The following is a 21547-nucleotide window of genomic DNA, read 5'->3' as shown; positions in this document are numbered from 1 at the left end:
CAAAGAGCCTCGCACAGCGAGACTCTCAAAGATTAAAACTCGTAATTAGCCGTCAGATAAATACGGCGCTGCTCGCCTGGGAAATGCCCTGTTCGATCGATAAAGCCACTCACCGCGTATTCTTTATCGAACAGATTCTTCACATTGAGCTGGAACTGCCACTGCTGCCAGCGTGTTTGCCATGATGCATCAAATACTGTGTAGGCTTTTACAATCTGACCGCTCTGGTTGTATTGCTCGCTCACATGATCGGCGCCAAACCCCACAGATGAATTCAGCACAGTAATGTCATAGCGAGTCCATAATCCTAACTGGTGATGCGGGGCATTTGCAAAGCGAGTACCAACACTGTTGGTAATGCTATCGTAAGCTTGTTTCACACGTGTATCGTTGTAGGCATAGCTCAGGTTTGCCGTCCAGTTTTCGGTTATATCCGCCAGCATATCCACTTCAACACCCTGACTGCGCACTTTGCCGTAAGAGACCAAACGAGTGTCATCATCGGGATCAGTTTGAAGAATGTTCTCTTTAACCATGTGATAAAGAGCCAAATTGACATTAAGTGCATTGTCAAACCAGTAGCTGCGTACACCAGTTTCGTACATCAGGCTCTCTTCAGGATCGAACGGACCGCCATTTGACTCAGCTTGATCAGAGGCATCTTGCGGAACAAAACCTGTCGCAACCACAGCATAAGGGTGCAAGTTCGAATTGATTTGATAAGTCGAGCCAAGACGGTATGACAGCCCAGAACCCTGATACTCACTGATAGAGTTTTCTACTAGGTCGTTAACCTTGTCTTTGAATCCGTCAACACGAACACCAGAAAGTACATTCCAACGTTCAGTAAGCTGCCATTGATCCTGCACGTAGGCTCCGTAACGTTCGGAACTCGATTCCGTCTGCTTTGACAGCGTGAGGGTATAACCCGAAGTATCCGCACCGTATTCTGGATCTGTCAGGCTGATTCCCGTTACGCTCTTATCAACGTAATAAACATAATCTTCATTAAGTCGATAGTAATCGCCACCAAACAGCACAGTGTGGCTACCCAACTCTGCAACTAAGTTAGCAGACAGAGAACCCGCTTGGTTCTCGCGCACTTGGTCACGGTACTGGCGCTTACTCCAGTCATAGACACCATCACCGTCAGTATCCACCAATCCCATAGGCTCATGGTATTTCTGCATCTCTTTATTCTCGTAATAGCGAGCCGTAATATCGCCACTTAACCAAGCATTAAAGTCATGCTCAACTTTAATTTGGTAAACCTTTGCTTCGAGGTCTTGATAGTCAGAAGCCTCGTTAGCGTTCCAGTTAATATCTGCAAGGAAGTTGCCTTCATCATCAGTTGGAATGCCCCTTAAACGAGCACCACCGTAATGTTGAATGATGTCTGTAAATTGAGTTGTCACTGTTGTGGTATCACCTAAGTCCCACGCATAACCGAGGTCGATAATTCGATTACGAACATCGGTGTTGTTGCGTGAAGGATTCTCGTGATCTTGATAAATCGCGACACGGTAGCGTTGAGTTTCATCCTCATTGGCAGGACCAGAAAGCTCTACACTGCCACTGGCGAAATCTTGATTTCCTGCTGTAACAGAAACACGACGATGAGCCTCGTAAGTGGGCTTCTTGGTCACATAGTTAATCACACCACCAGGCTCACCACTTCCCATCACCGCTGACGAAGGTCCTTTCAATACTTCCACTTGCTCAATATTGAAAAGCTGTGGAATGGAGAAACCATTAAACGGGTCCCCTCTCACACCATCATAAAGAATTTGATCCTGACGAAAGCCACGAAAAGTCACACCGGAATAAGAGTATTGGCTTACACCGCTGATTGAACGGTATAAATCCGTAATTTGACGAGCGCCTTGATCTTCGATCAATTGCTGTGGAAGAACCTGAATAGACTGAGGTGTATCGTCAATCGCCGTCGGTGTTTTGGTTGCAAGACTGGTTTCTTGTGAACGATACAAAGAAAGCGCGCGACCATAAACTGTCACCGTTTCAGCCTCATCAGTAATGGTACTTTGAGTGCTGTCATCTGCGGAAAAAGCGGGGGAAGAAACCGCCGGCAACATCGCTAAAAAAAGAGAAGAGTAGTTGAATTGAGCCTTCATGGGGTTGTGTTTATAGCTGATTTATATTTAGAAGGCTTGCGAATCTAACTGAGTTTTATTCTCATTACAAATGATAAATTAAGTACTAATACTTATTTAATATGAATAACTGCAATATACGCATCGTATTTGACGATACGATAAATCAAGGCTTTGACATGAGTAGCGGCATCATTATATTAACTTCATTGCATTATGAACGGCTAATTCAGGAACTCAGAGATAGCGTATGAAAGTGATTATTCTTCACGGGCTGTACATGCACGGTATTGCGATGTTGCCACTTAGCCAACGTCTTGAAAAACTGGGTTATGAAAGCCAAGTCGTAAGCTATAACACCGTGGCGATTGATGAAAACAAAGTGTTTTCAGCTATTGACAAAGCGCTCGATCACAAGCAAATCAATATTCTTGTCGGACACAGTTTGGGTGGTGTGGTGATCAAACGATATCTCGCTTCACGCAAACCAGATGCAAACTTAATTTCCCATGTCGTCGCCTTGGGGTCTCCGATAAATGGCGCTTCTATCGTTGGCAAAATTCAGCAGATGGGTCTAGGTATGTTATTGGGAAATTCAGCGAAGTTTGGGCTGCAAAAGCACGAAGATAAATGGGATTTCCCGCAAAAACTGGGAAGCTTAGCTGGCACTATTCCCATTGGCGTACGTTCATTATTAATGGGGAGAGATGCGGCTCATTCAGATGGAACAGTAACCGTCGAAGAAACTAAAATTTCGGGAATGACGGCGCACCATTTGGTACGAAACACTCACACCAGTTTGATTTACAGCTCAGGCGTTGCAGAACAAATTGATCACTTCATACGTCATGATAAATTCGAGCAAGAAAAAGCCCGAATAAAAGCGGAATGAATAGGCAAGTTTACTTTTATTCGGGAAGAAGTGCAGGTTTGGAACGAAATCTGTTTAAACGGTAAAAGCTCCTATGTACTGTTTTAAGTGTTCTGTTTGAGCTTGTACCGCGTGGTAAGTCTCAGTAGTCTCACTAGCGATGTTCTCAATATCTAAAGAAGACTGACTGATCGCTTGAACACTGTTGTTCACATTCACCGATAGCAACTGCTGATCTTGTGAAAGCCTTGCGATCTGGCTGTCCATATTAGCTATCTCCTCTGCAGCACTGACGATGGCATGGTAAGACTCACCCGCTTCCGTCACTTGCTGTAAACTCACGCCGATTTGTTGTTGGCATTGACTCATTAATTGCTGTGCGTTGGTGGCTTGTGACTGCAAATTGCCAATAATGCCGCCAATTTCATCAATAGAACTTTGCGTTTGCTGTGCAAGTTCTCGAACCTGATCTGCCACCACCGCAAAACCTCGACCACTCTCGCCTGCTCGAGCCGCTTCAATCGCTGCGTTCAAAGCAAGTAGGTTGGTTTGTTTGGTGATATTGCTAATCACATCGGAAATCACACTGATATCAAAACTGCCACGATAAAGCCCTTCAATGACTTCACCGGTTTGACCAATCAAGAGCGACATATTCTCAGTGCGCGAGATGGAATTCACGATGCTCTTTTCACCAATTTGCGCCTGCTGTTTCGCCATTCCACTCTTTTCTGATGCTTGCTGTGTGACTTGGTCGATAAATTGTGTGTTCTCAGTGAGTTCTTGAGATGCAGCGACGATCTGATCAATCTCGATTTTCTGAGCATCGACACTTTGCTGAGTATGAGCCACTTTCGCCGCTAACTCTTCAGACACTAGATCCAGTGAATGAACACTTTCTTTCACGGCAATGATGAGATTAAGCAGGTTCTGTTGCATGCTATTAAATGCAGTTGCAGCTTGGCCAAACTCATCATTATGAAATTCGTTCTTTGCCAACGAGGCATGCAACTGGCCTTGACCCACAACAGACATGTGTGCTTTTAGACGATTGAGTGGGTTCAAAACTCGTTTGGCTGTGTAGTAGCTAAATGCCACCAGCAAAATAACCACAACACTCGCTGCTATCACTGACCACTGAAGAGCATATTCGATGTCTGCTTGTTTGTTCTGTTTAATCAAGTTCGCTTCTTGTTCCAAATCGTTTTGGAGCTGGGTTAAACGATCCACGATGGCATTAAACGGAGCAAGCATTGGACCTAACATTTCTTGCCTTGCTTCATCTATATGGCCTTGGTCTATCAAGCGAATGTAATTCTGTTGCATTGCTCTGTATTCATCAATGCGACGCTCGAAATCGTACACTGCGGCCTGAATATCGCTGGTATCAGCGAGAGCTTTCATGCGTTTAAAGGAATCATTAACTTTCTTGTCATTCACTCCGATGGTATGAACAATCTGCTTATGCTGTTGTTCATCCGAAGTCAAACCGTAGTCCAACGCAAAACGACGATAAGTTACTGTGTAGTAACGAAGATCGGAAACCGTCGTCATCAAACTGACATTTCGGTCTACAACGTTACCAAACTGAGACTGCACGCGAGTCAAAGTAAACAAGAGATATATGGACAAAGCGACAATAGCGGCAACGGCTATGAACGCATTTCCCCGAACCAGATTTGTAATTGAAAAAGAACGCATAAAAATGCCCTAACGACCTAACAACGGGCAAAATTTAGCAGATACGGGATGAGAAATATGTCCGATTAATCCTATTACTTTGATAGAACAAACCTATAGAAAAAGCCCAAGAGTTCCCTCTCTTGAGCTTTGCTTTGCGTTGAATTGATTTGATTAAGCAGCGATACCAAAACCGTAAGCATCAAGAGCTAAGATTTCTAGATCAATAGCGCGATGCAATACTTCACCAATTTCATCTTCATAGCTTGTACCTAAGATACAAGGCAGAGGTAGATAATGATCCGGCGTTGGGTGATTAAACCTTGCGTGTGGTGCTTGATTTAAGTAGTCCAACAATGCACTGATATTACCTGATGCAAGCTGGTCACTCACCCATCCAGTAAACTGATTCACCTTCTCTACTCTATGCGGGTCTTGAACTGGTGCAAAAATTTCGCGTAAGTTATGGCTGATACCGCCTGAACCGACAAACAGCACACCCTCTTCACGAAGTGGACGCAACCAACGACCTATTTCATAGTGAGAAACCGCATCCATATAGCTATTGATCGACACCTGAATGATTGGCACATTTTTCTGTGGATACATGTATAGCATTGGTATCCAAGCTCCATGGTCCAACCCTTGGTTCGAATCCAGTTGAGCACTTATGCCTGCATCTTGCAGTAATTTCGCTGCTTTTTGTGCCAGTTCAGGTGCGCCTTTCGCTGAGTAGTCGATGTCATAAAGCGGTTTAGGGAATCCATAGAAGTCATGGATTGTTCCTAAAGTATGTCCGCTGGTAATTGTCACTGGACCACGGCGATCATAATGTGCTGAAAAAATCACGATTGCTTTAGGCTCTGGAAATTTATCGCTAAGCTTTTTAAAAAATTCTGTGGTTTGCGAATGTTCTAGCGCCATCATTGGAGAACCATGTGATAAGAACAATGCAGGCATACGTTGAGTTGATTTCATTTTATTTCTCCTGATTCGGCGGCTTTCGTTTTTAGTTTTAGTACTATGTCTGTCTTAACACTATGTTAGGCTTAAATCTAAGCTCACCTTGACTATGTAGGCTAATATACCTATCAACTCAGGCGTGATAAAATAGCGCCGTGTTGCTTAATTATAAACGTGGCATTTCCAATACAGGCAGAAGTTAATATGGACAAGATTGTTGCTATGAGAGCCTTCACAACCGTTGTATCGGAAGGAAGCTTCGTTAAAGCCGCAGACAAGCTCGAACTGTCGCCACAACTGGTCAGCAAATACGTCGCGCAACTGGAAGATGATCTAAAAATAAGGTTGCTCAACCGAACTACGCGTCGCGTAAATCTAACCGAAGCTGGTCAGGCCTATTTCGATCGCTGCCATCAAGTATTGATGGATATTGATGATATGGAAAATGCGATTTCTAACTTGCATACCCAAGTCTCAGGCACGTTGAGAATAAGCGCACCGATGTCGTTTGGGGTTTACCACTTGTCCGGCCCTATAGAACAGTTCCAGACCCAGTTCCCTGAGATCAAAGTTGAACTGTTTTTAACGGACAGGAAAGTCGACATTCTTGAAGAAGGGGTTGATATCGCCCTTCGTATCGGTCATCTCAAGGACTCAGCGCTTGTGGCGAAAAAAATTACGCCGATTAACCTCTTCGTCTGCGCCGCACCGAACTATTGGGATAAACATGGCAGACCAACTAGCTTTGATGAATTATGTCAGCTCAACTACCTGCGTTTTTCGTACTCTGATCCGCGAAGTCTTTTTACCCACTGGCCGAAACACCTATCGGTGCATGATTTCCGCAGTGATTTCGCTAGTAACAACGGTGATGTGATTGTCAAAACAGCGGTATTGGGACGTGGTTATGCCATTCAGCCTACTTTTCTGACCGGCTCTGCTATTGCATCAGGAGAGTTGGAGATTCTCGACAACTTCCCAATTGAACCTCTCGGACTTTATGCGCTGTACAGTCACAGGGAATTCCTTGCTTCCAAAGTTCGACACTTCATCGACTTTCTAGCTGGCTTCTACGGTGACAAGCCGTATTGGGATAACTACTAGCGAGAGCAACACTCTAGACAGAGTCCAAATTACTCAGCTGGGCTCATCATCAACGCTTTACCATTGAGTAAGCTATCCGCCACTTTTTTTCGGGCAGATTTCACCAAGTTGGCCAACGTTTGTCGCGAGACTCCCATCTCAACGGCTGCCTGTTGTTGTTGCATTCCTTGATAGTCCACCAGCCGAATCGCTTCAAATTCATCAGCTTCAAGAAAAACCTTTTCTAAACTTCCCATTGGAACGCCATTAGGTTTAAAACAGCTTTGAGCTGGAGAACCACAAATCTGACGAGGAATTTTCGGACGCGCCATAACGGCTCCTTCTTTGTTTCTATTCTGAATCTGTCGATATTGGATGCAGAACAAATTAGTTCGCAGCCATCGCCTGCTTTTCGATTGCTACTGATTGTTGAAAGCCAGAAACGAGCCAATCCTGAAGCGTATCTAGCATAGGATTATCACTCTGTTTTGGGTACAAAAAGTAATAGCTGTGGCCAGAAAGTACTGTCTGTTCAAAAGGCTTAATTAATCGATGCATAGCAAGATCTTGCTCGGCAAGCGTAATGTCTCCGACAGCAATGCCAAACCCTTGCTGCGCGGCATTCATGGTTTGGTCAAGGGTTGAAAAGTGCTGATTACTTTTGCTAAACAGCTCTCTTCTATCCATATGGTTTAGCCATAACTTCCAGTCACTTTGTTCTGTATTAGCATGTAACCACGTCAGTCGCGGTAATTCATCAAACGACAACTGTTGCCCCAAATCATCCAGCAGTTCTGGGCGACAGATAGGCGTTAAACACTCTTCGAACAATTGATGGCTCACCACGGAAGGAAGCTTGGGCGCTTTGCTGTACATAATCACTGCATCAAACAAATTAAAGTTCGGTTCAAGGTGATGCTTAATGGTTGAAGTCAGCTCCACATCAATATCAGGGTGTGCGTCCTGAAAAGCCATTAATCTCGGCAACAACCAAGATGTCACGCAGCTAGGCGCGTTGAGTTTTATAGTGGAAGGTGTCGACGACACCTCTTCAATCGCCGAGCGCAGACGGTTCAGTACATCTTCCGCATGAGGAACAAACTTCAACCCTTGTTGCGTGAGCGACAATCCCCTTGCATGACGGAAAAACAATTTCACACCCAACAACTCTTCTAATGAAAGAATTTGCCGACTGATCGCGCCCTGAGTCAGGTTCAAAGCATGCGCAGCCTTAGTAAAGTTCAAGTGTTCTGCTGTGGCGAGAAATGCCTGCAATGTTTTTGTCGATGGAAGATGCATCCCACACCTCGAGCTATGATTTTTTATCATGGCTAGTATGTGTTTATTTCGATTCTTTTTACAAATCCTTTTTGATTGAATAATCAAAACAAAAAGCGAATTGCAAATAAAAACAAATTAAATGCAATTTAACGAATAAAAAATCACTTAGTGCGACTAACTAGCACTAGCGAGAGGTCAACCATGTCTTCACTAGCCGCCTCATTGGTACCAGAGGTCATAAAAAAATTAATACCTTATCAGTCAGCAAGACGTATCGGTGGCTCAGGTCGAGTGTGGTTAAACGCCAACGAACTTGAGTTCCCAATCAAGTTCGATAATCAGGAGCAAAGCTACAACCGCTACCCTGATTTTCTGCCTCATGATGTCGCTTCGGCTTATCAAAAATACGCGGAGATTGACGCTCCAGTGCTTGCGGTACGTGGTGCAGATGAAGCTATTGACCTATTGATTCGTACCTTCTGCCAACCGGGTAAAGATAAGATCGTGGTTTGTCCGCCAACTTACGCTATGTATGAGTTCTGTGCGGATGCACTTGCGATGGAAACCATCAAAGTACCACTCGTTGGTGATGCTTTCGAATTGGACTGCCAAGGTGTTATTCAGGCAGCAAAAGAGGCGAATTTGGTGTTTCTATGTTCACCGAATAACCCTACAGGTAATCTCATCTCTCAAGCAGAGATCGTCAAAGTGCTTGAAGGAACACAAGACGACGCCATCGTGGTGGTTGATGAAGCCTATATCGAATTTGAAATGGAACACAACGCCGCAAGTCTGATTGCTCAATATCCTAACTTAGTGGTCATTCGCACTCTATCGAAAGCCTTTGGCTTAGCGGCAGTACGTTGCGGTTTTATTATCGCCGATAAGAGTGTGATGGATTTCGTCTCTAAGCTTATTCCTCCTTACCCAATGCCGGATTCAAGTGCAACGGTGGTATTAACGGCGCTGTCTGAAACGGGTCTAAAACAGGTAAAAGAGAACACTCAAACGCTCATTCGTACCCGTGAATGGTTCATCAGTGAGTTAAACAACTTACCATGTATTGCTCACGTCTACCCGTCATCCACCAATTTCGTGTTAGTACGTACACATACAGGTGAAGACTTGTTTGCGTATCTTCTAAAGCAAGGTATTGTGACTCGCAATCAAAGCCACGACCCTGCACTTAGAAACTGCGTACGAATCACTATCGGTAGCCAATCGAGCATGGAAGAAGTGATTAGTGTGCTCCGCAGTTACCCAACGCAATCGTAGATAATTGATAAAAGGAATTAACCAATGAAAAAATTAGCTTTAGGTTTAGCTTGTTGTGCAGCACTGTTCGGTTCAGCAGCTTTTGCAAAAGAAGTACGTCTTGCTTCTGACTTCACTTACCCACCGTTCAACTACAAGAATGCAGACGGCACGCCTGTTGGCTTCGATATTGAAATTGCGGACGCATTATGTGCTCAAGCAAAACTAGAGTGTACTTGGGTTTCACAAAGCTGGGATGCGCTAATCCCTAGCCTGCTTGCTCGTAAATCAGACGTGATTATGGCGTCAATGCGTATCACAGACGACCGTAAGAAAAAGGTTCTGTTCACAAACAAGTACTACCAAACACCCGCTCGTTTCGTGGCAGCGAAAAATGCTGACTTCACCATTGATCAAGCTGGTATGAAAGACAAAGTGATTGGTGTTCAGCAAGGTACGATTCATGACCGCTATGTAACAGACAAGTTTGGCGCAGTGGCTGAAATCAAACGTTACACAGGTCAGGATGAAGTGTACATCGACATGCAAAATGGTCGTTTAGACGCAACGTTCGGTAACGCAGATCAGCTATCTCTGGCTTTCCTAGACAAAGCTGAAGGCAAAGGTTTTGAGTTCAAAGGCCAAGCGGTAACGGATAAAGCCTACATCGGTGAAGGTACTGCACTTGCGCTACGTAAACAGGACCAAGAGCTGGCAGAAAAGTTTAACCAAGCTATCGTCGAAATTCGCCAAAACGGTACTTACGATAAGATCGCAGCGAAATACTTCAGCTTCGATATCTATGGTGAAAACCTATAAATCAATCTCTTCATCTTTAGACACGATTTATTGAGATGAAAGCCGGCAATCAAGCCGGCTTTGTTTTGCATGCCGCTTTGTTTGAGATGCGACTATGGCTTTTGGATGTGTTTGCTATACAAATTCGCCAACGGCTGAGCAGAAAAACCGTGGGCAAAAATGCTCATTAATACCGTTAAAGTCACAACCGCGAACAACTGCTCATAACCTTGAATAGAACCGAATTCATGAGCGACCAGCAGCGCATACAATATAGAAGCAATACCTCTTGGACCAAACCAAGCAATAAAGCTCATGGTTGAGAAATCAAGTTTACTTCCGAGCAAACAAAGAATCACAGGCAGCATTCGCAAGACAGTCAAACTTAGTAAAGCGTAAACAATCACAGGTGCTGAAATGTAGTCCCAAGTGACTGGCACAAAGGCAAAACCAAAAACAAAGAAGCTGATCAATACCAACAACTCCCCTTCGCTTTCAGCAAAATCTTCAATGTGGTCTCGGACACTCTCACTGGTGTTTCCTGCATATAAGCCCGCAAAAAAGGCTGCAATAAAGCCGTTACCAGAAACCACTTCAGCGCTGTAGTAAGCGAGAATGGCTAACGCTATCGGCACCAAGTTTCGATAAGTTTCGACCATCCACTCTTTTTTCAAACAGAGCAGCTGTGCTCGCGCGCCCAAATAACCAATCGCAGCACCCGCTAATCCACCGAAGACAATCTGCTTAGCAACATAAATCATCCAGTTACCTTGCGGTTCATGGTTAATGCCCGCACTGATGGCAGCAACTACCGTAATCAGAATAGGGAAAATAATTCCATCATTTAAGCCACTCTCCACATTGATGGTAGAGCGTACGGTCTTAGGCACAATAGGGTCAGAGACAACAGCCTTACCAAGTGCTGCATCGGTTGGCGTCAAGATCAAAGCCAGCAGCAGTAAATCGAGAAATGGCATATCAGGGAAAATGATTTTGCCCGCTATCGTTCCTGCGACCACAGTGATTGGCAGACCAATAAATAGAAGCCGAGCAGGGATTTTCCAAGATTGTTTTAGTAACCCTAGGTCCAACAAAGCCGCATCACTGAACAACACCAGAACTAAGGCAATTTCAACCAGTACAGTCACCATGTTGGCGTCAATGTTGAGTTCAGCAAAATGCAAACCTAGTGGTGAGAACAGTAACCCCAAGCCAGTAAACACCATGGGGCCTGATATGTCGTATCGAGCGAGAAAGTTTGAAATATATCCATAGCTCAAGATCACTAATGCGATAACGAGAATAATAATGTGTTCTTCCACAAGCTTATGCCTTTAGAGAGTTGAAAGCCTTTAATTGTTTGATTTAACGACCGAACAATTTACGTAACCCTCTAAGAATAGACGATAAATTAAGTGTTCCCTTATCCTTCGCTTCAATTAGTTAGACTTGCGAGCATGTGTCACAAATAAAAATGACTGTGATTTTCATCACATCTATTTACTTAGCGTGCTAACTAAACTATATTACTTAGCACGCTAAGTAAATAAGAGTTAATCATGGTACACGACATTGCAAGCCTCAAAGAATTGTCTCTCGCTGAGCAGTTAGCCCGCGTATCACGCCTTTGGAAAATGGTAGCAGATCGCGAATTAGCTCCGCTCGGTCTTACACACCCACGCTGGACTGCCTTATGGAAACTAAGACGTCTAGGTGACAACGTAAGTCAGAAGAGTCTCGCTGAAGCGCTTGAAATTGAACTGCCATCATTAATGCGCACTTTAAATCAATTAGAAGAGCAATCTCTCGTCACTCGTTATAGCTGTAAAAGTGACAAACGCGCTCGAATAGTACGACTGACCGAAGACGGAAAATCTCTGCTCAAACAGATGGAAGAAAAAATCGTCGAAGTTCGTAGCCAGATACTGAATAACATCAGTGATGAAGAGATAAAAATGCTTTCATCGATACTCGACAGAGTCTCACAAAGCGCGCTTGAAGCACTTAGTCAAAAGTCAGAAACCTTAGAATAAAAGAGAAGTTTTAAATCATGACCCCAGATCAAAAATTCGCTCGCTGGATTAAATACTCCTGCTTCGGGTTTGTGTTTGTGTTCGCCTATTTTCTCGTAGCGGACCTTACGATGCCATTGACACCCCAAGCAATGGCAACCCGTGTCGTCACCAAAATCGCCCCTCAAGTCGGCGGTCAAATTGCCAACGTCTATGTCAAAAACAACCAAGCCGTGCATAAAGGTGATGTACTGTTTGAAATCAACCCTGAAACTTACCAACTAGCGGTTGAACAAGCTGAACTCAATCTCAAACAAGTCATGCAAAACAACGATCAATTAGACGCATCCATTGCCGCTGCACAAGCAGATTTGAAAGCAAGCGTTATCGTTGCAGAACAAAAACATCGCGAAGCAAACCGTCTGAATACTCTTTTCCTTCGTAACGGCACATCACAGCAGCTGAAAGATGATGCGCAAAGTGCAGCAGTTGCCGCACAAGCGAACGTATCAGCAGCGCAAGCTCGCTTGAAGCAACTGCAAGTTAATCGTGGCGAGGTCGGTGACAACAACGTTAGGGTTCGCGTTGCTCAAAACCAGTTAGATAAAGCTAAGCTAAACCTTTCATACACTCGAGTGGTTGCTGAACATGATGGGATTGTCACTAACCTACAATTGGAAAACGGTACTTATGCGAGTGCTGGTAGCCCACTAGTAGCGCTAGTGGCTGATGAAGTAGATGTGATTGCCGATTTCCGTGAAAAAAGCTTACGTCACTTTGCATCAGACAGCCGCGCCTTAATTGCTTTCGATAGCAAACCGGGACAAGTGTTTGAAGCTCAGCTCAGCACATTAGACGCAGGTGTGAGTGCAGGTCAGTTCGCCGCTGACGGTAGTCTTGCTACGCCAACCACATCCAGCCGTTGGGTTCGTGATGCACAACGTATGCGCGTTCACTTAGCGATTGATAATAATCTAGTAGAGCAATTGCCTTCTGGCGCACGTGCGACGGTACAGTTGATTCCAGAAAACTCACTCTTTGCATTACTAGCGAGAGCACAAATCCACTTCCTTAGTGCACTCCACTATATCTATTAATTAGGAGGTGGCATGAGATTATGGGATCACCCACTGTCTGCGAACGACCTCAGACAGTGCCTGCGTATTGCCACTGGTGCAACTCTTGGTTTTACCATCAGTAAGATCTTTGGCTGGGATAACGGTGTATTCTTCACTGTTACACCCATGCTGCTTCTGGGTATGGTGCCAGTAATGAATGCTCACGCCGCGCGCCAGCTTGTCGCGGCGGCAGTAGTCTGTGGTTTGGAAATTGGCATTTTGGGCGGACTGTTCGGTGCTCATCCGGGCATGATGACTATCATTGCGTTCGGTCTGTTCTTAGTGAAATTTGCTTGTATGTCTAAGGGCAGCCTGTTTCTGTTTGGCGCAAACAGCATCATCAGCTTGAGTATCATGCTGCACTTTGCCAGCTACCCAACGACAGACATCAACAATTTAGTTTTTACCAACTTACTGGCAAGTGTGCTTTCCGTTGTCATCGCGTACTTAATGACGTTTTTGATTCCGGATGTTGAGCCAAGACAGCCACCACCAAGACCAACGGAACCGAAGAAAAGTCATCGCATGCGCCACGAAGCGATCATGGGAGCGACGATTGCCACCTTGTCATTTATTGTCTTTCAAGTGTTCAATTTAAGTGACTCTCTATCCGCGCAAGCTACAACGGTATTACTGCTTTTTCCTATGAACTGGAATGGCGCTATGGGTTATGCGCGTAAACGTGCGATGGGAACATTGATGGGCGTAACCTTCGGTTTGCTTGGGCAGATACTGCTGTATGACTGGTCAGATTTACTACTCTTCGTTGTTCCTCTGCTTTGGATCGGTTCGATGATCTTCAGCTACATGCACGTAAAAGAATCCAGCGGTTCAGGTGCAGGCTTTGGCGGCTTAACTACGCTTGGGATTTTATTTGGACAGTATCTTTCTCCAGGCGGTGACTTGGTTTACAGCGCTCTCTACCGTGTAAGCAGCATTCTGTTTGCGATTGTGGTGACACTGCTGGTGACCTACTTTGTTCATCGCTTGCTCAACCGTTTTGAGTCGACCCGATTCAGCCATGAGATGGCGTAGTTCCATTCACAGCAACTGTTCAATCTTTCACAATAGCGCCGCTAATATAGGCAGCCGCCTGTTGGCGCTATTTTTTAGGCTGATGGTGATTGAACAATATTCATTAATAGATACGAATTGTATCTGAGAGCGGTTATGCCGATGATGGAGTTGTGCTAAGGTGCGCAAAAACAAATCCAAAGGATAAATCATCAGCCATGTCTCTACACGCTCATAGCTTTATCGATAACGGAGTTCTCTACACTCCGCATACATTCTCTGTTCCGCTTGATTACCAGCATCCTGACCAACAAACCATTGAAGTGTTTGCTCGCTCAGTGACATCCGCACGCGGTGATGATCAACACAAGCCGTGGCTTGTTTATTTTCAAGGTGGGCCAGGCTTTCCCTCTCCGAGAGCAACAGCCACCAGCGGCTGGATGAAACGTGCGTTACAGCAATTTCGCATTCTTCTTCTGGATCAACGCGGCACAGGAAACAGCAGTGTCATTAACCATCAGACACTGGCAGGAATGAGCCCTGAACAGCAAGCGCAATATCTCAGCCATTTCAGAGCAGATAATATTGTCCGCGATGCAGAATTTATTCGTAAGCAGTGGAACGTGGATAAGTGGGCGATATTAGGTCAAAGCTTCGGTGGTTTCTGTTCGTTAACATATCTGTCGCTCTTTCCAGAAAGTTTACTGCGCTCATACATCACAGGTGGTGTGCCTTCGATTTCGCGCCATGCGGATGATGTTTATCGCGCAACTTATCAGCGTACTCAAGACAAAAACGCGGCATTCTTTGCTCAATTTCCTAGAGCACAAGAGCTCTGCCAACGTATTGCCGATCACTTGTTAACACATGAAGTTATGCTACCCACAGGTCAGCGTTTTACCGTTGAACAGTTCCAGCAAATTGGGATTAATTTCGGTGTTAGTGATAGCTTCATCCCTACCTACTTTACATTGGAAAATGCCTTTATCACGGTTGAAGGCAAAGAGACGCTACGTTACGAATTTCTGCAAGCAATGATGATGGAGCAGAATTTCCAGACCAATCCTATTTATGCGATTTTGCATGAGTCTATTTACTGTCAGGGATTTGCTTCTCTTTGGTCTGCGCATCGAGTCAGACAAGAGTTCCCTCAGTTCAATTATCAAACTGGGCAACCTTTCCTCTTTACTGGAGAAATGGTATTTCCTTGGATGTTTGACAGCTACACCAACTTGAAGCCACTGAAAGAAGCCGCTCAACTATTGGCAGAAAAAGAAGACTGGGTGAACCTTTATGATGCGCAAATTCTCGCAAACAACTCAGTGCCAGTGAGCTGTGCTGTCTACGCCGATGATATGTTTGTAGAGATGGATATCAGCCGCGAAACACTTAAGCATATTCCAAACAGCAAAGCGTGGATCACCAATCAATATGAACACAATGGGCTGCGTGCGGATGGTGAACACATATTAGATACGCTAATAAAAATGGGTGAACAAACCGCTGCCAACCTTAATCTACCGCTTCTCTAGTCTCTACGCCGTCAAGCGGGCTTCGGTTCGCTTGACTCTTTGCCGGCTCAATTCACAAAAATTGAATTTGACTCAAGCAGTTATGCAGATTATCTCGCTCAGTTAAGCAACCAATATCGCGAGCCAAAAGCCGAATTCCTCACCAGATACCACACAACGTATTGCATATATTTTACAAAAACTGCACTTTATGCTCAAAAAGCAAACAATATTGTTTCAAAATTCTAATTTTTTGTTAAATCTTAGTAATTTCATCCGCCAGCGAAGTGACCGTGATCACACTCGCAAATTTCACTCCCTTTTTTGATTTTTGATTTCGCTCCTTGGCTGATAACCTGCCGCCCTCTTCGAAATGATTATCGAAGTGCATAACTATAAGGAGTGTTCTCAATGGATACCAAGAAGCCGTTATCCTTAACCAGCCGAGTTATCATCGGTATGGTTGCTGGTATTTTAACTGGATTCATTATTCGAGCCTTGTTTGAAGGCAATACATTCGTCGACGCATACATCGTCAACGGACTGTTCGAAGTTGGTGGCAAAATCTTTATCGCCAGCTTAAAAATGCTTGTAGTTCCTCTAGTGTTCGTATCACTGGTTTGTGGCACAAGCTCTCTAAAAGACATCACTACACTAGGCCGCATGGGTGGTAAAACGCTCGCGTTTTACATCATTACCACCGCAGTTGCGATTACCCTTGCTCTGTTCATGGGCACGGTATTCCAACCAGGTGCAGGTGCAGATCTGACGGCTGCGAGCACCTTTACTGCAACTGAAGCGCCATCATTGGGTAAAGTGATCATTGATATGTTCCCAACCAACCCAATCAGCTCGATGGCAGAAGGCAAAACCCTGCAAATCATCGTATTTGCACTGTTATTTGGTATTGCAATCAGTGCAGCTGGCGAAGCTGGTGAACGTGTGGCAGCAATGTTCAACGACCTGAACGAAGTGATCATGAAACTGGTCGCTTTGCTGATGAACATCGCCCCTTACGGTGTGTTCTTCCTGATGGCGAAGCTGTTTACTGGCCTTGGTTTAGGTGCGATTGTAAACCTTGCTGAGTACTTCCTCGTACTGTCAGCTGCGTTGCTCATCCACGGGCTAGTCACCTACAGCGTGATGCTAAAGAGTTTTTCAGGTTTAAGCCCAATTACTTTCCTGAAGAAAATGGAAGACGCAGTGATGTTTGCCTTCTCAACAGCATCATCTAACGCAACCATTCCAGTAACGATGGAAACAGCAAAATACCGACTCGGTGTTGATAACAAAGTGGCTTCTTTCACGATTCCGCTTGGTGCAACGGTCAACATGGACGGTACGGCAATCATGCAAGGTGTCGCGACAGCGTTTATCGCTCAAGCCTTCAACATCGACCTGACTATGGGTGATTACCTAACCGTTATCCTGACGGCAACGCTGGCTTCTATCGGTACAGCGGGTGTTCCGGGTGTTGGTCTGGTTATGCTGGCAATGGTTCTGAACCAAGTAGGTCTGCCACTGGAAGGTATTGCTCTGATCATGGGTGTTGACCGTCTGCTGGATATGATCCGTACTGCGGTAAACATCACTGGCGACTGTTGTGTTAGCTGTATCGTAGCGAAATCAGAAAACGCGCTCGATGTAGAAAGATTTAACGACCCACACGCAGGCGAAAAAGAAGAAGAAGTTCATCTTCATAGATAAGCTGATGTGAATCTAAAAAGCCCCAAGTTGCTCTCGCACTTGGGGCTTTTTTGTTGGCTATTGTTATGTTGATTACTTTTAGAATCTGATTACTTCTTGATTCCAATAGGTCGGCAATAGACCCGTGTCGGTCTGCCCACTTTGCCATGCTCTAAAAATGCCGTCAGTTCACCACGATCAACCGCTTTATCAAGATAGCGTCGGGCCGTGCTTTTACTGATGTTCATCATTTCAGCAACACTGCTGGCGGTTTGTTCCACATGGGCATGAGCAAACTGAGCAACAACCTGCTTCAGAGTAAACTCGTCCGTGCTGTTGTTTGCTTCAGGAGCAGTTGGCGCTTGATAAAACAAGCTATCCAACTCACTCTGATGTAATTTATTAGCTTGAGATAAATGCTGGCGCACCTGAATAAATTTGTTAAGGCTCATAGATAGACGCTGGTAATCGACCGGTTTCACTAAGTAATCGAACGCTCCATAGCGATGAGCTAAGTTGACCGTTTGAGCATCATTGGCGGCGGTAATTAAAATACACTCTGGTTTGTGCTCCAGCTTGAGCCACTCATAAACCAAATCGACACCTCGTCCGTCAGGCAGATAGTTGTCAACGATGACCAAATCTGGCTTGGCTATTTCCATCATCTCCCTTGCCATACCAAATGAAACGGCAATCCCAACGAGTTTCAGTGAAGGCTCTTTAGCAATAAAATGTGCATGTAATGCTGCGATCTCACTGTCATCTTCAACGATCATGACTTTCAGCATTCGGCCTCCTTATTCTTGGGAAAATACAAAGTAAATGATGTGGCTTGCGCGTCACTGTCCAACTCCATGTGTCCATTGGCGACTTCGATGATGGATTGTGTTAAATAAAGCCCGATTCCGTGTTCTTTTGAATTCGTTTTAGTGGTGTAACCTAATGTGGTTAGATCATCCAGAGGTTGGGTAATCTCAGTGCCGTTGTTTGTGACAGACAAACCATACTCAAACGACGACTGCCACATTTCCAACTCGATTCTGCCGTTGTTTTGTCCCTGCACGGCGTCCATGCTGTTATCTAACAAGTTACCCACCACGGAACAAAGCTGATCCTGAGTCAGTTTGCCTGGCATCTGCTGCCAATGCTCGTCATTTGGCAACAATAGCTCTATCTTGCGCTCTTTTGCTTTGATTAATTTTGCCAGCAACAAGGCGGAAAGCTGAGGGAATTGAGCAAACGACTTGAGTTGATCAAGCCCTTGTTGATCTGCTCTTGACTGGTTTAACACCACATTCAACGCTTGCTCATACTGACCAAGTTGCAATAGTCCGGCAAGAATAGAAAGCTTGTTCTGATACTCATGGCGAGTCACTCTTAAGCTCTCTATATATTGTCCAACCTGACTGAGGGTTTCGGATAACGCTTGCAACTCTTCTGACGCACGGAGACTAAATACCGCGCCTTGCTCGCCACTGCGAGACATAGGGATGGTTACACGGGTCATAACGCAGTTTTGACCATTGATCCGCACCAGTCTATCGAGAAAGTCTTCACCGGATAAAGCAAACAAAGCGCTGTCATCCACCCAGTCATCAATGTTAGCCGTCAACATTCTCTGGTTAATACCGAGCAGCTTCTTGGCCGAATCATTGGCGACATAGACTCGACCATCGCTGTTCACTGCAAGCAAACCTTCGTGAGTTGCTTGCAATACCCCTTGTTGCGTCACCAGTGTCTGTTTTAGCTCCCACGGCTCCATATGCTGCATGTTCTGCTTCACGTAAGTGGAGAAACGCACCGCTAAGCCAATAGAAACAACGAGGATAAACAGACCGAACATCAATAATCCCGCCAGACGTTTGCTGTTCCACATCTCTAATGTATTGAGTAAATACCCAACCTTGATCATGCCGATGATCTGTTGGTCAGCATTGAAAATAGGAGAAATATAGCGAACAGAAGGTCCTAATGAACCAGAAGCATAGGAAAGATATGATTTGCCGAGCAGAAGCGCATCATCGATATCACCACCCGTAACCGGTAATCCAACTCGCTCAGATACAGGATGAGCCAATCGAATCCCCTCATGATTGCTCACTGTAATGAAATCCGCATCGCTTACCGAATCAAACGTCTCAATGAGCGCACTGACCTGTTGAGAATCGTTTTGCTCGACAGCGGCAATTAAACTCGGCATTTTGGCCAACTGCTGAGATTGAACTTGTGCGCGGAGCGAAATTTGGCGAGTAAGCACATCTTGCAGTTGATAGGCACTGTAAATCCACCAGCCAGTTGCGACAAGTAACAACGCAGCACTTAGCAACCAGAATAAATGCTTAGTAAATGTGTCCGAGATAAAGCGTACTGTCATTGTATTTTCCACTTAGACGCTGAAACAAATGCCAAACGTGCGCATTAGCCTGAAATAAGAAATGCGAGCAAGCTCACCGCAATGAAGTTAATGGTTTTTATGAATTTAAAACTTCTAATTTCAAACAGTTTACAAGGCAAACCAGAACCAACACCCAGGCTGGAAGTTAACCAAAAAACGAATGACTAGAAATTGATTTTACACAGTAAATGCCTCTGTTGAAGCGATATATATAGCGAAAACTTAGGAGGTAATTATGATTTCTTCAGCCAACTCAAGATTGCTATTACTGGCATTACTCGGCGTCATTTTATGGTTCGTTCCTGTACCAGATGGCTTAACAGATAACGCATGGCAAATGATGGTTATTTTCGTCGTAACCGTTCTTAGCCTGATACTTGCACCACTGCCTTTAGGTGCAATGGCTTTAATCGGACTGGTCGCTTGTACCGTTTTAGGTGTGCTGCCGATTAAAACCGCGCTCAGCGGTTTCGCCAACCCGACTATTTGGATGATTGCAGCGGCATTCTTTATTTCACGCGGCTTCATCAGCACAGGTTTCGGACGCCGTGTCGGTTACTGGTTTATCTCGAAGCTGGGCCACAACTCGCTGGGTCTTGCTTACGGTTTAGTCCTGACGGATCTTCTTTTTGCTCCAGCAACACCGAGTACTACTGCTCGCTGTGGCGGTATCATCTCTCCTCTCTTCCGTTCTGTTGCAGCGGCATATGACTCTGATCCTGAAAAAGGAACGGAGAACAAAATTGGTGCATTCCTTGTTCAATGTATCTTCCAATGTAACGCGATCACCTGTGCTATGTTCCTCACTTCTATGGCGGGTAACCCACTTGCTGCAAACTTTGCTAAGGAACAAGGCGTTGAAATTACATGGGGTGGATGGGCGTTAGCGGCTATCGTTCCAAGTGCATTATGTCTGTTCTTGATTCCGCTGGTGATGTACTACGTGTTCCCACCAGAGCTGAAGAAAACACCAGAAATGCGCGCGTTGGCAAAACAGCACCTTGCAGATATGGGCGCAATGAGTCGTGCGGAATGGATGGTCGGCATTACTTTCCTAGGCATGGTTACTCTTTGGGTTCTTGGTCCGACTTTAGGTTTACACGCAACTGTAACCGCACTGTTAGGTCTAGTATTCTTGCTGATCACTCGCACTATCACTTGGGATGCAGTGCTTGGCGAAAAAGAAGCATGGCACACCATTACTTGGTTTGCCGTGTTGGTAATGATGGCTGCGCAACTGAACAGCCTTGGCTTTATCAAATGGTTTGGCGATTACGTAAGCAGCTCTTTATCTGGTTTTGGATGGGTCACTACCATCGCGATTTTGCTGCTGGTTTACTACTACAGCCACTATTTAATGGCGAGTGCAATGGCACACATCAGCGCGATGTATTCAGCATTCCTAGCCATTGCTATTTCAGCAGGTGCTCCACCAATGCTGGCGGCTATTGTTCTGGGTATTTTCAGTAACCTTTACATGTCTACCACCCACTACTCTTCAGGCCCTGCTCCTATTCTGTTTGGTGCGGGTTACCATTCGCTACAAAACTGGTGGAAGATTGGTTTCGTGTTCTCACTCATCGTTATCCCGATCTTCTTCTTCGTCGGTGGCGCATGGTGGAAAATTTTGGGCATGTGGTAAGTCCAGATTAACGACCTAAACTGACAATGCTTATCAGCCCATCCATCGATGGGCTGTTTCATTATCACGTCACTGAATTCCATCAATATTTGCCCAACTTCACACTCCGGTTATTAATTAAGCACCTC

The 21547-nt window shown here is 45.0% G+C and carries 18 protein-coding genes; 10 read left to right on the top strand and 8 right to left on the bottom strand.

Annotated elements, in window-relative coordinates:
- Positions 1 to 32: 32 nt before the first annotated feature.
- Positions 33 to 2132, bottom strand: coding sequence for a TonB-dependent siderophore receptor (locus HKI82_RS02390; RefSeq protein ID WP_171137079.1), 2100 nt, complete (start codon positions 2130 to 2132; stop codon positions 33 to 35).
- A 229-nt stretch (positions 2133 to 2361) separates the two neighbouring features.
- Here HKI82_RS02390 and HKI82_RS02385 point away from each other — a divergent pair, with 229 nt between their 5' ends.
- Positions 2362 to 3003 carry a lipase family alpha/beta hydrolase gene (locus HKI82_RS02385; RefSeq protein ID WP_102939772.1) on the top strand — a complete coding sequence of 214 codons (642 nt, stop codon included), beginning with the start codon at positions 2362 to 2364 and terminating at the stop codon, positions 3001 to 3003.
- 54 nt (positions 3004 to 3057) lie between these two features.
- On the opposite strand, the gene HKI82_RS02380 is transcribed toward HKI82_RS02385, so the two are convergent.
- Positions 3058 to 4683 (bottom strand): methyl-accepting chemotaxis protein, encoded by a 1626-nt coding sequence (locus tag HKI82_RS02380; RefSeq protein ID WP_171137078.1) that lies wholly within the window; start codon positions 4681 to 4683, stop codon positions 3058 to 3060.
- Between the two features lie 153 nt (positions 4684 to 4836).
- Entirely contained in the window at positions 4837 to 5640 is an 804-nt protein-coding gene (locus HKI82_RS02375) for a DODA-type extradiol aromatic ring-opening family dioxygenase (protein ID WP_171137077.1), read from the bottom strand.
- 189 nt (positions 5641 to 5829) lie between these two features.
- On the opposite strand from HKI82_RS02375, the gene HKI82_RS02370 reads away from it, so the two are divergent.
- Complete coding sequence (locus tag HKI82_RS02370; protein ID WP_102939775.1) at positions 5830 to 6729, top strand: LysR family transcriptional regulator; 900 nt, start codon at positions 5830 to 5832, stop codon at positions 6727 to 6729.
- A gap of 29 nt (positions 6730 to 6758) precedes the next feature.
- Here the strand turns inward: HKI82_RS02370 and HKI82_RS02365 are convergent, their stop codons facing one another.
- Positions 6759 to 7040 (bottom strand): DUF134 domain-containing protein, encoded by a 282-nt coding sequence (locus HKI82_RS02365; RefSeq protein WP_042479696.1) that lies wholly within the window; start codon positions 7038 to 7040, stop codon positions 6759 to 6761.
- A gap of 55 nt (positions 7041 to 7095) precedes the next feature.
- On the bottom strand, positions 7096 to 8007 hold the full coding sequence (locus HKI82_RS02360) for a LysR substrate-binding domain-containing protein (protein WP_102939776.1): 912 nt from the start codon (positions 8005 to 8007) through the stop codon (positions 7096 to 7098).
- Positions 8008 to 8190: 183 nt separating this feature from the next.
- Here HKI82_RS02360 and hisC point away from each other — a divergent pair, with 183 nt between their 5' ends.
- Together hisC and HKI82_RS02350 are read left to right on the top strand one after the other, a co-directional pair.
- Positions 8191 to 9264 carry a histidinol-phosphate transaminase gene (gene hisC / locus HKI82_RS02355; RefSeq protein ID WP_171137076.1) on the top strand — a complete coding sequence of 358 codons (1074 nt, stop codon included), beginning with the start codon at positions 8191 to 8193 and terminating at the stop codon, positions 9262 to 9264.
- 24 nt (positions 9265 to 9288) lie between these two features.
- Positions 9289 to 10062, top strand: a complete 774-nt coding sequence (locus HKI82_RS02350) for an ABC transporter substrate-binding protein (protein WP_171137075.1) — start codon at positions 9289 to 9291, stop codon at positions 10060 to 10062.
- A 92-nt stretch (positions 10063 to 10154) separates the two neighbouring features.
- Here the strand turns inward: HKI82_RS02350 and HKI82_RS02345 are convergent, their stop codons facing one another.
- Positions 10155 to 11363, bottom strand: coding sequence for a cation:proton antiporter (locus HKI82_RS02345; RefSeq protein ID WP_171137074.1), 1209 nt, complete (start codon positions 11361 to 11363; stop codon positions 10155 to 10157).
- 237 nt (positions 11364 to 11600) lie between these two features.
- On the opposite strand from HKI82_RS02345, the gene slyA reads away from it, so the two are divergent.
- The 5 genes from slyA (at position 11601) to HKI82_RS02320 (ending at position 17403) form a co-directional block, all read left to right on the top strand.
- Complete coding sequence (gene slyA / locus HKI82_RS02340; protein WP_171137073.1) at positions 11601 to 12074, top strand: transcriptional regulator SlyA; 474 nt, start codon at positions 11601 to 11603, stop codon at positions 12072 to 12074.
- A 17-nt stretch (positions 12075 to 12091) separates the two neighbouring features.
- The gene (locus HKI82_RS02335) at positions 12092 to 13150 is read left to right on the top strand and encodes an HlyD family secretion protein (protein WP_171137072.1); all 1059 of its coding nucleotides are present in this window, start codon (positions 12092 to 12094) and stop codon (positions 13148 to 13150) included.
- A 12-nt stretch (positions 13151 to 13162) separates the two neighbouring features.
- A complete protein-coding gene (locus tag HKI82_RS02330; protein ID WP_171137071.1) occupies positions 13163 to 14206 on the top strand; it encodes a DUF2955 domain-containing protein in 1044 nt (347 codons plus the stop codon).
- A gap of 197 nt (positions 14207 to 14403) precedes the next feature.
- Entirely contained in the window at positions 14404 to 15717 is a 1314-nt protein-coding gene (locus tag HKI82_RS02325; RefSeq protein ID WP_171137070.1) for an alpha/beta fold hydrolase, read from the top strand.
- Between the two features lie 390 nt (positions 15718 to 16107).
- Complete coding sequence (locus tag HKI82_RS02320) at positions 16108 to 17403, top strand: dicarboxylate/amino acid:cation symporter (protein WP_171137069.1); 1296 nt, start codon at positions 16108 to 16110, stop codon at positions 17401 to 17403.
- A gap of 89 nt (positions 17404 to 17492) precedes the next feature.
- On the opposite strand, the gene HKI82_RS02315 is transcribed toward HKI82_RS02320, so the two are convergent.
- Both HKI82_RS02315 and HKI82_RS02310 read right to left on the bottom strand, forming a co-directional pair.
- On the bottom strand, positions 17493 to 18170 hold the full coding sequence (locus HKI82_RS02315; RefSeq protein WP_171137068.1) for a response regulator: 678 nt from the start codon (positions 18168 to 18170) through the stop codon (positions 17493 to 17495).
- Positions 18164 to 19756 (bottom strand): ATP-binding protein, encoded by a 1593-nt coding sequence (locus HKI82_RS02310; RefSeq protein WP_171137067.1) that lies wholly within the window; start codon positions 19754 to 19756, stop codon positions 18164 to 18166. Before HKI82_RS02310 ends, HKI82_RS02315 begins: the two co-directional genes overlap by 7 nt.
- Positions 19757 to 20012: 256 nt before the next feature.
- Here HKI82_RS02310 and HKI82_RS02305 point away from each other — a divergent pair, with 256 nt between their 5' ends.
- Positions 20013 to 21419: an anion permease gene (locus HKI82_RS02305; protein WP_171137066.1), complete on the top strand. Its 1407-nt coding sequence runs from the start codon at positions 20013 to 20015 to the stop codon at positions 21417 to 21419.
- Positions 21420 to 21547: the final 128 nt, after the last annotated feature.

This window comes from Vibrio plantisponsor (assembly GCF_013041605.1).
Classification (GTDB): Bacteria; Pseudomonadota; Gammaproteobacteria; order Enterobacterales; family Vibrionaceae; genus Vibrio; species Vibrio plantisponsor.
Note: the sequence above shows the minus strand (reverse complement) of the source record. Positions and strands in the feature narration are given on the sequence as shown.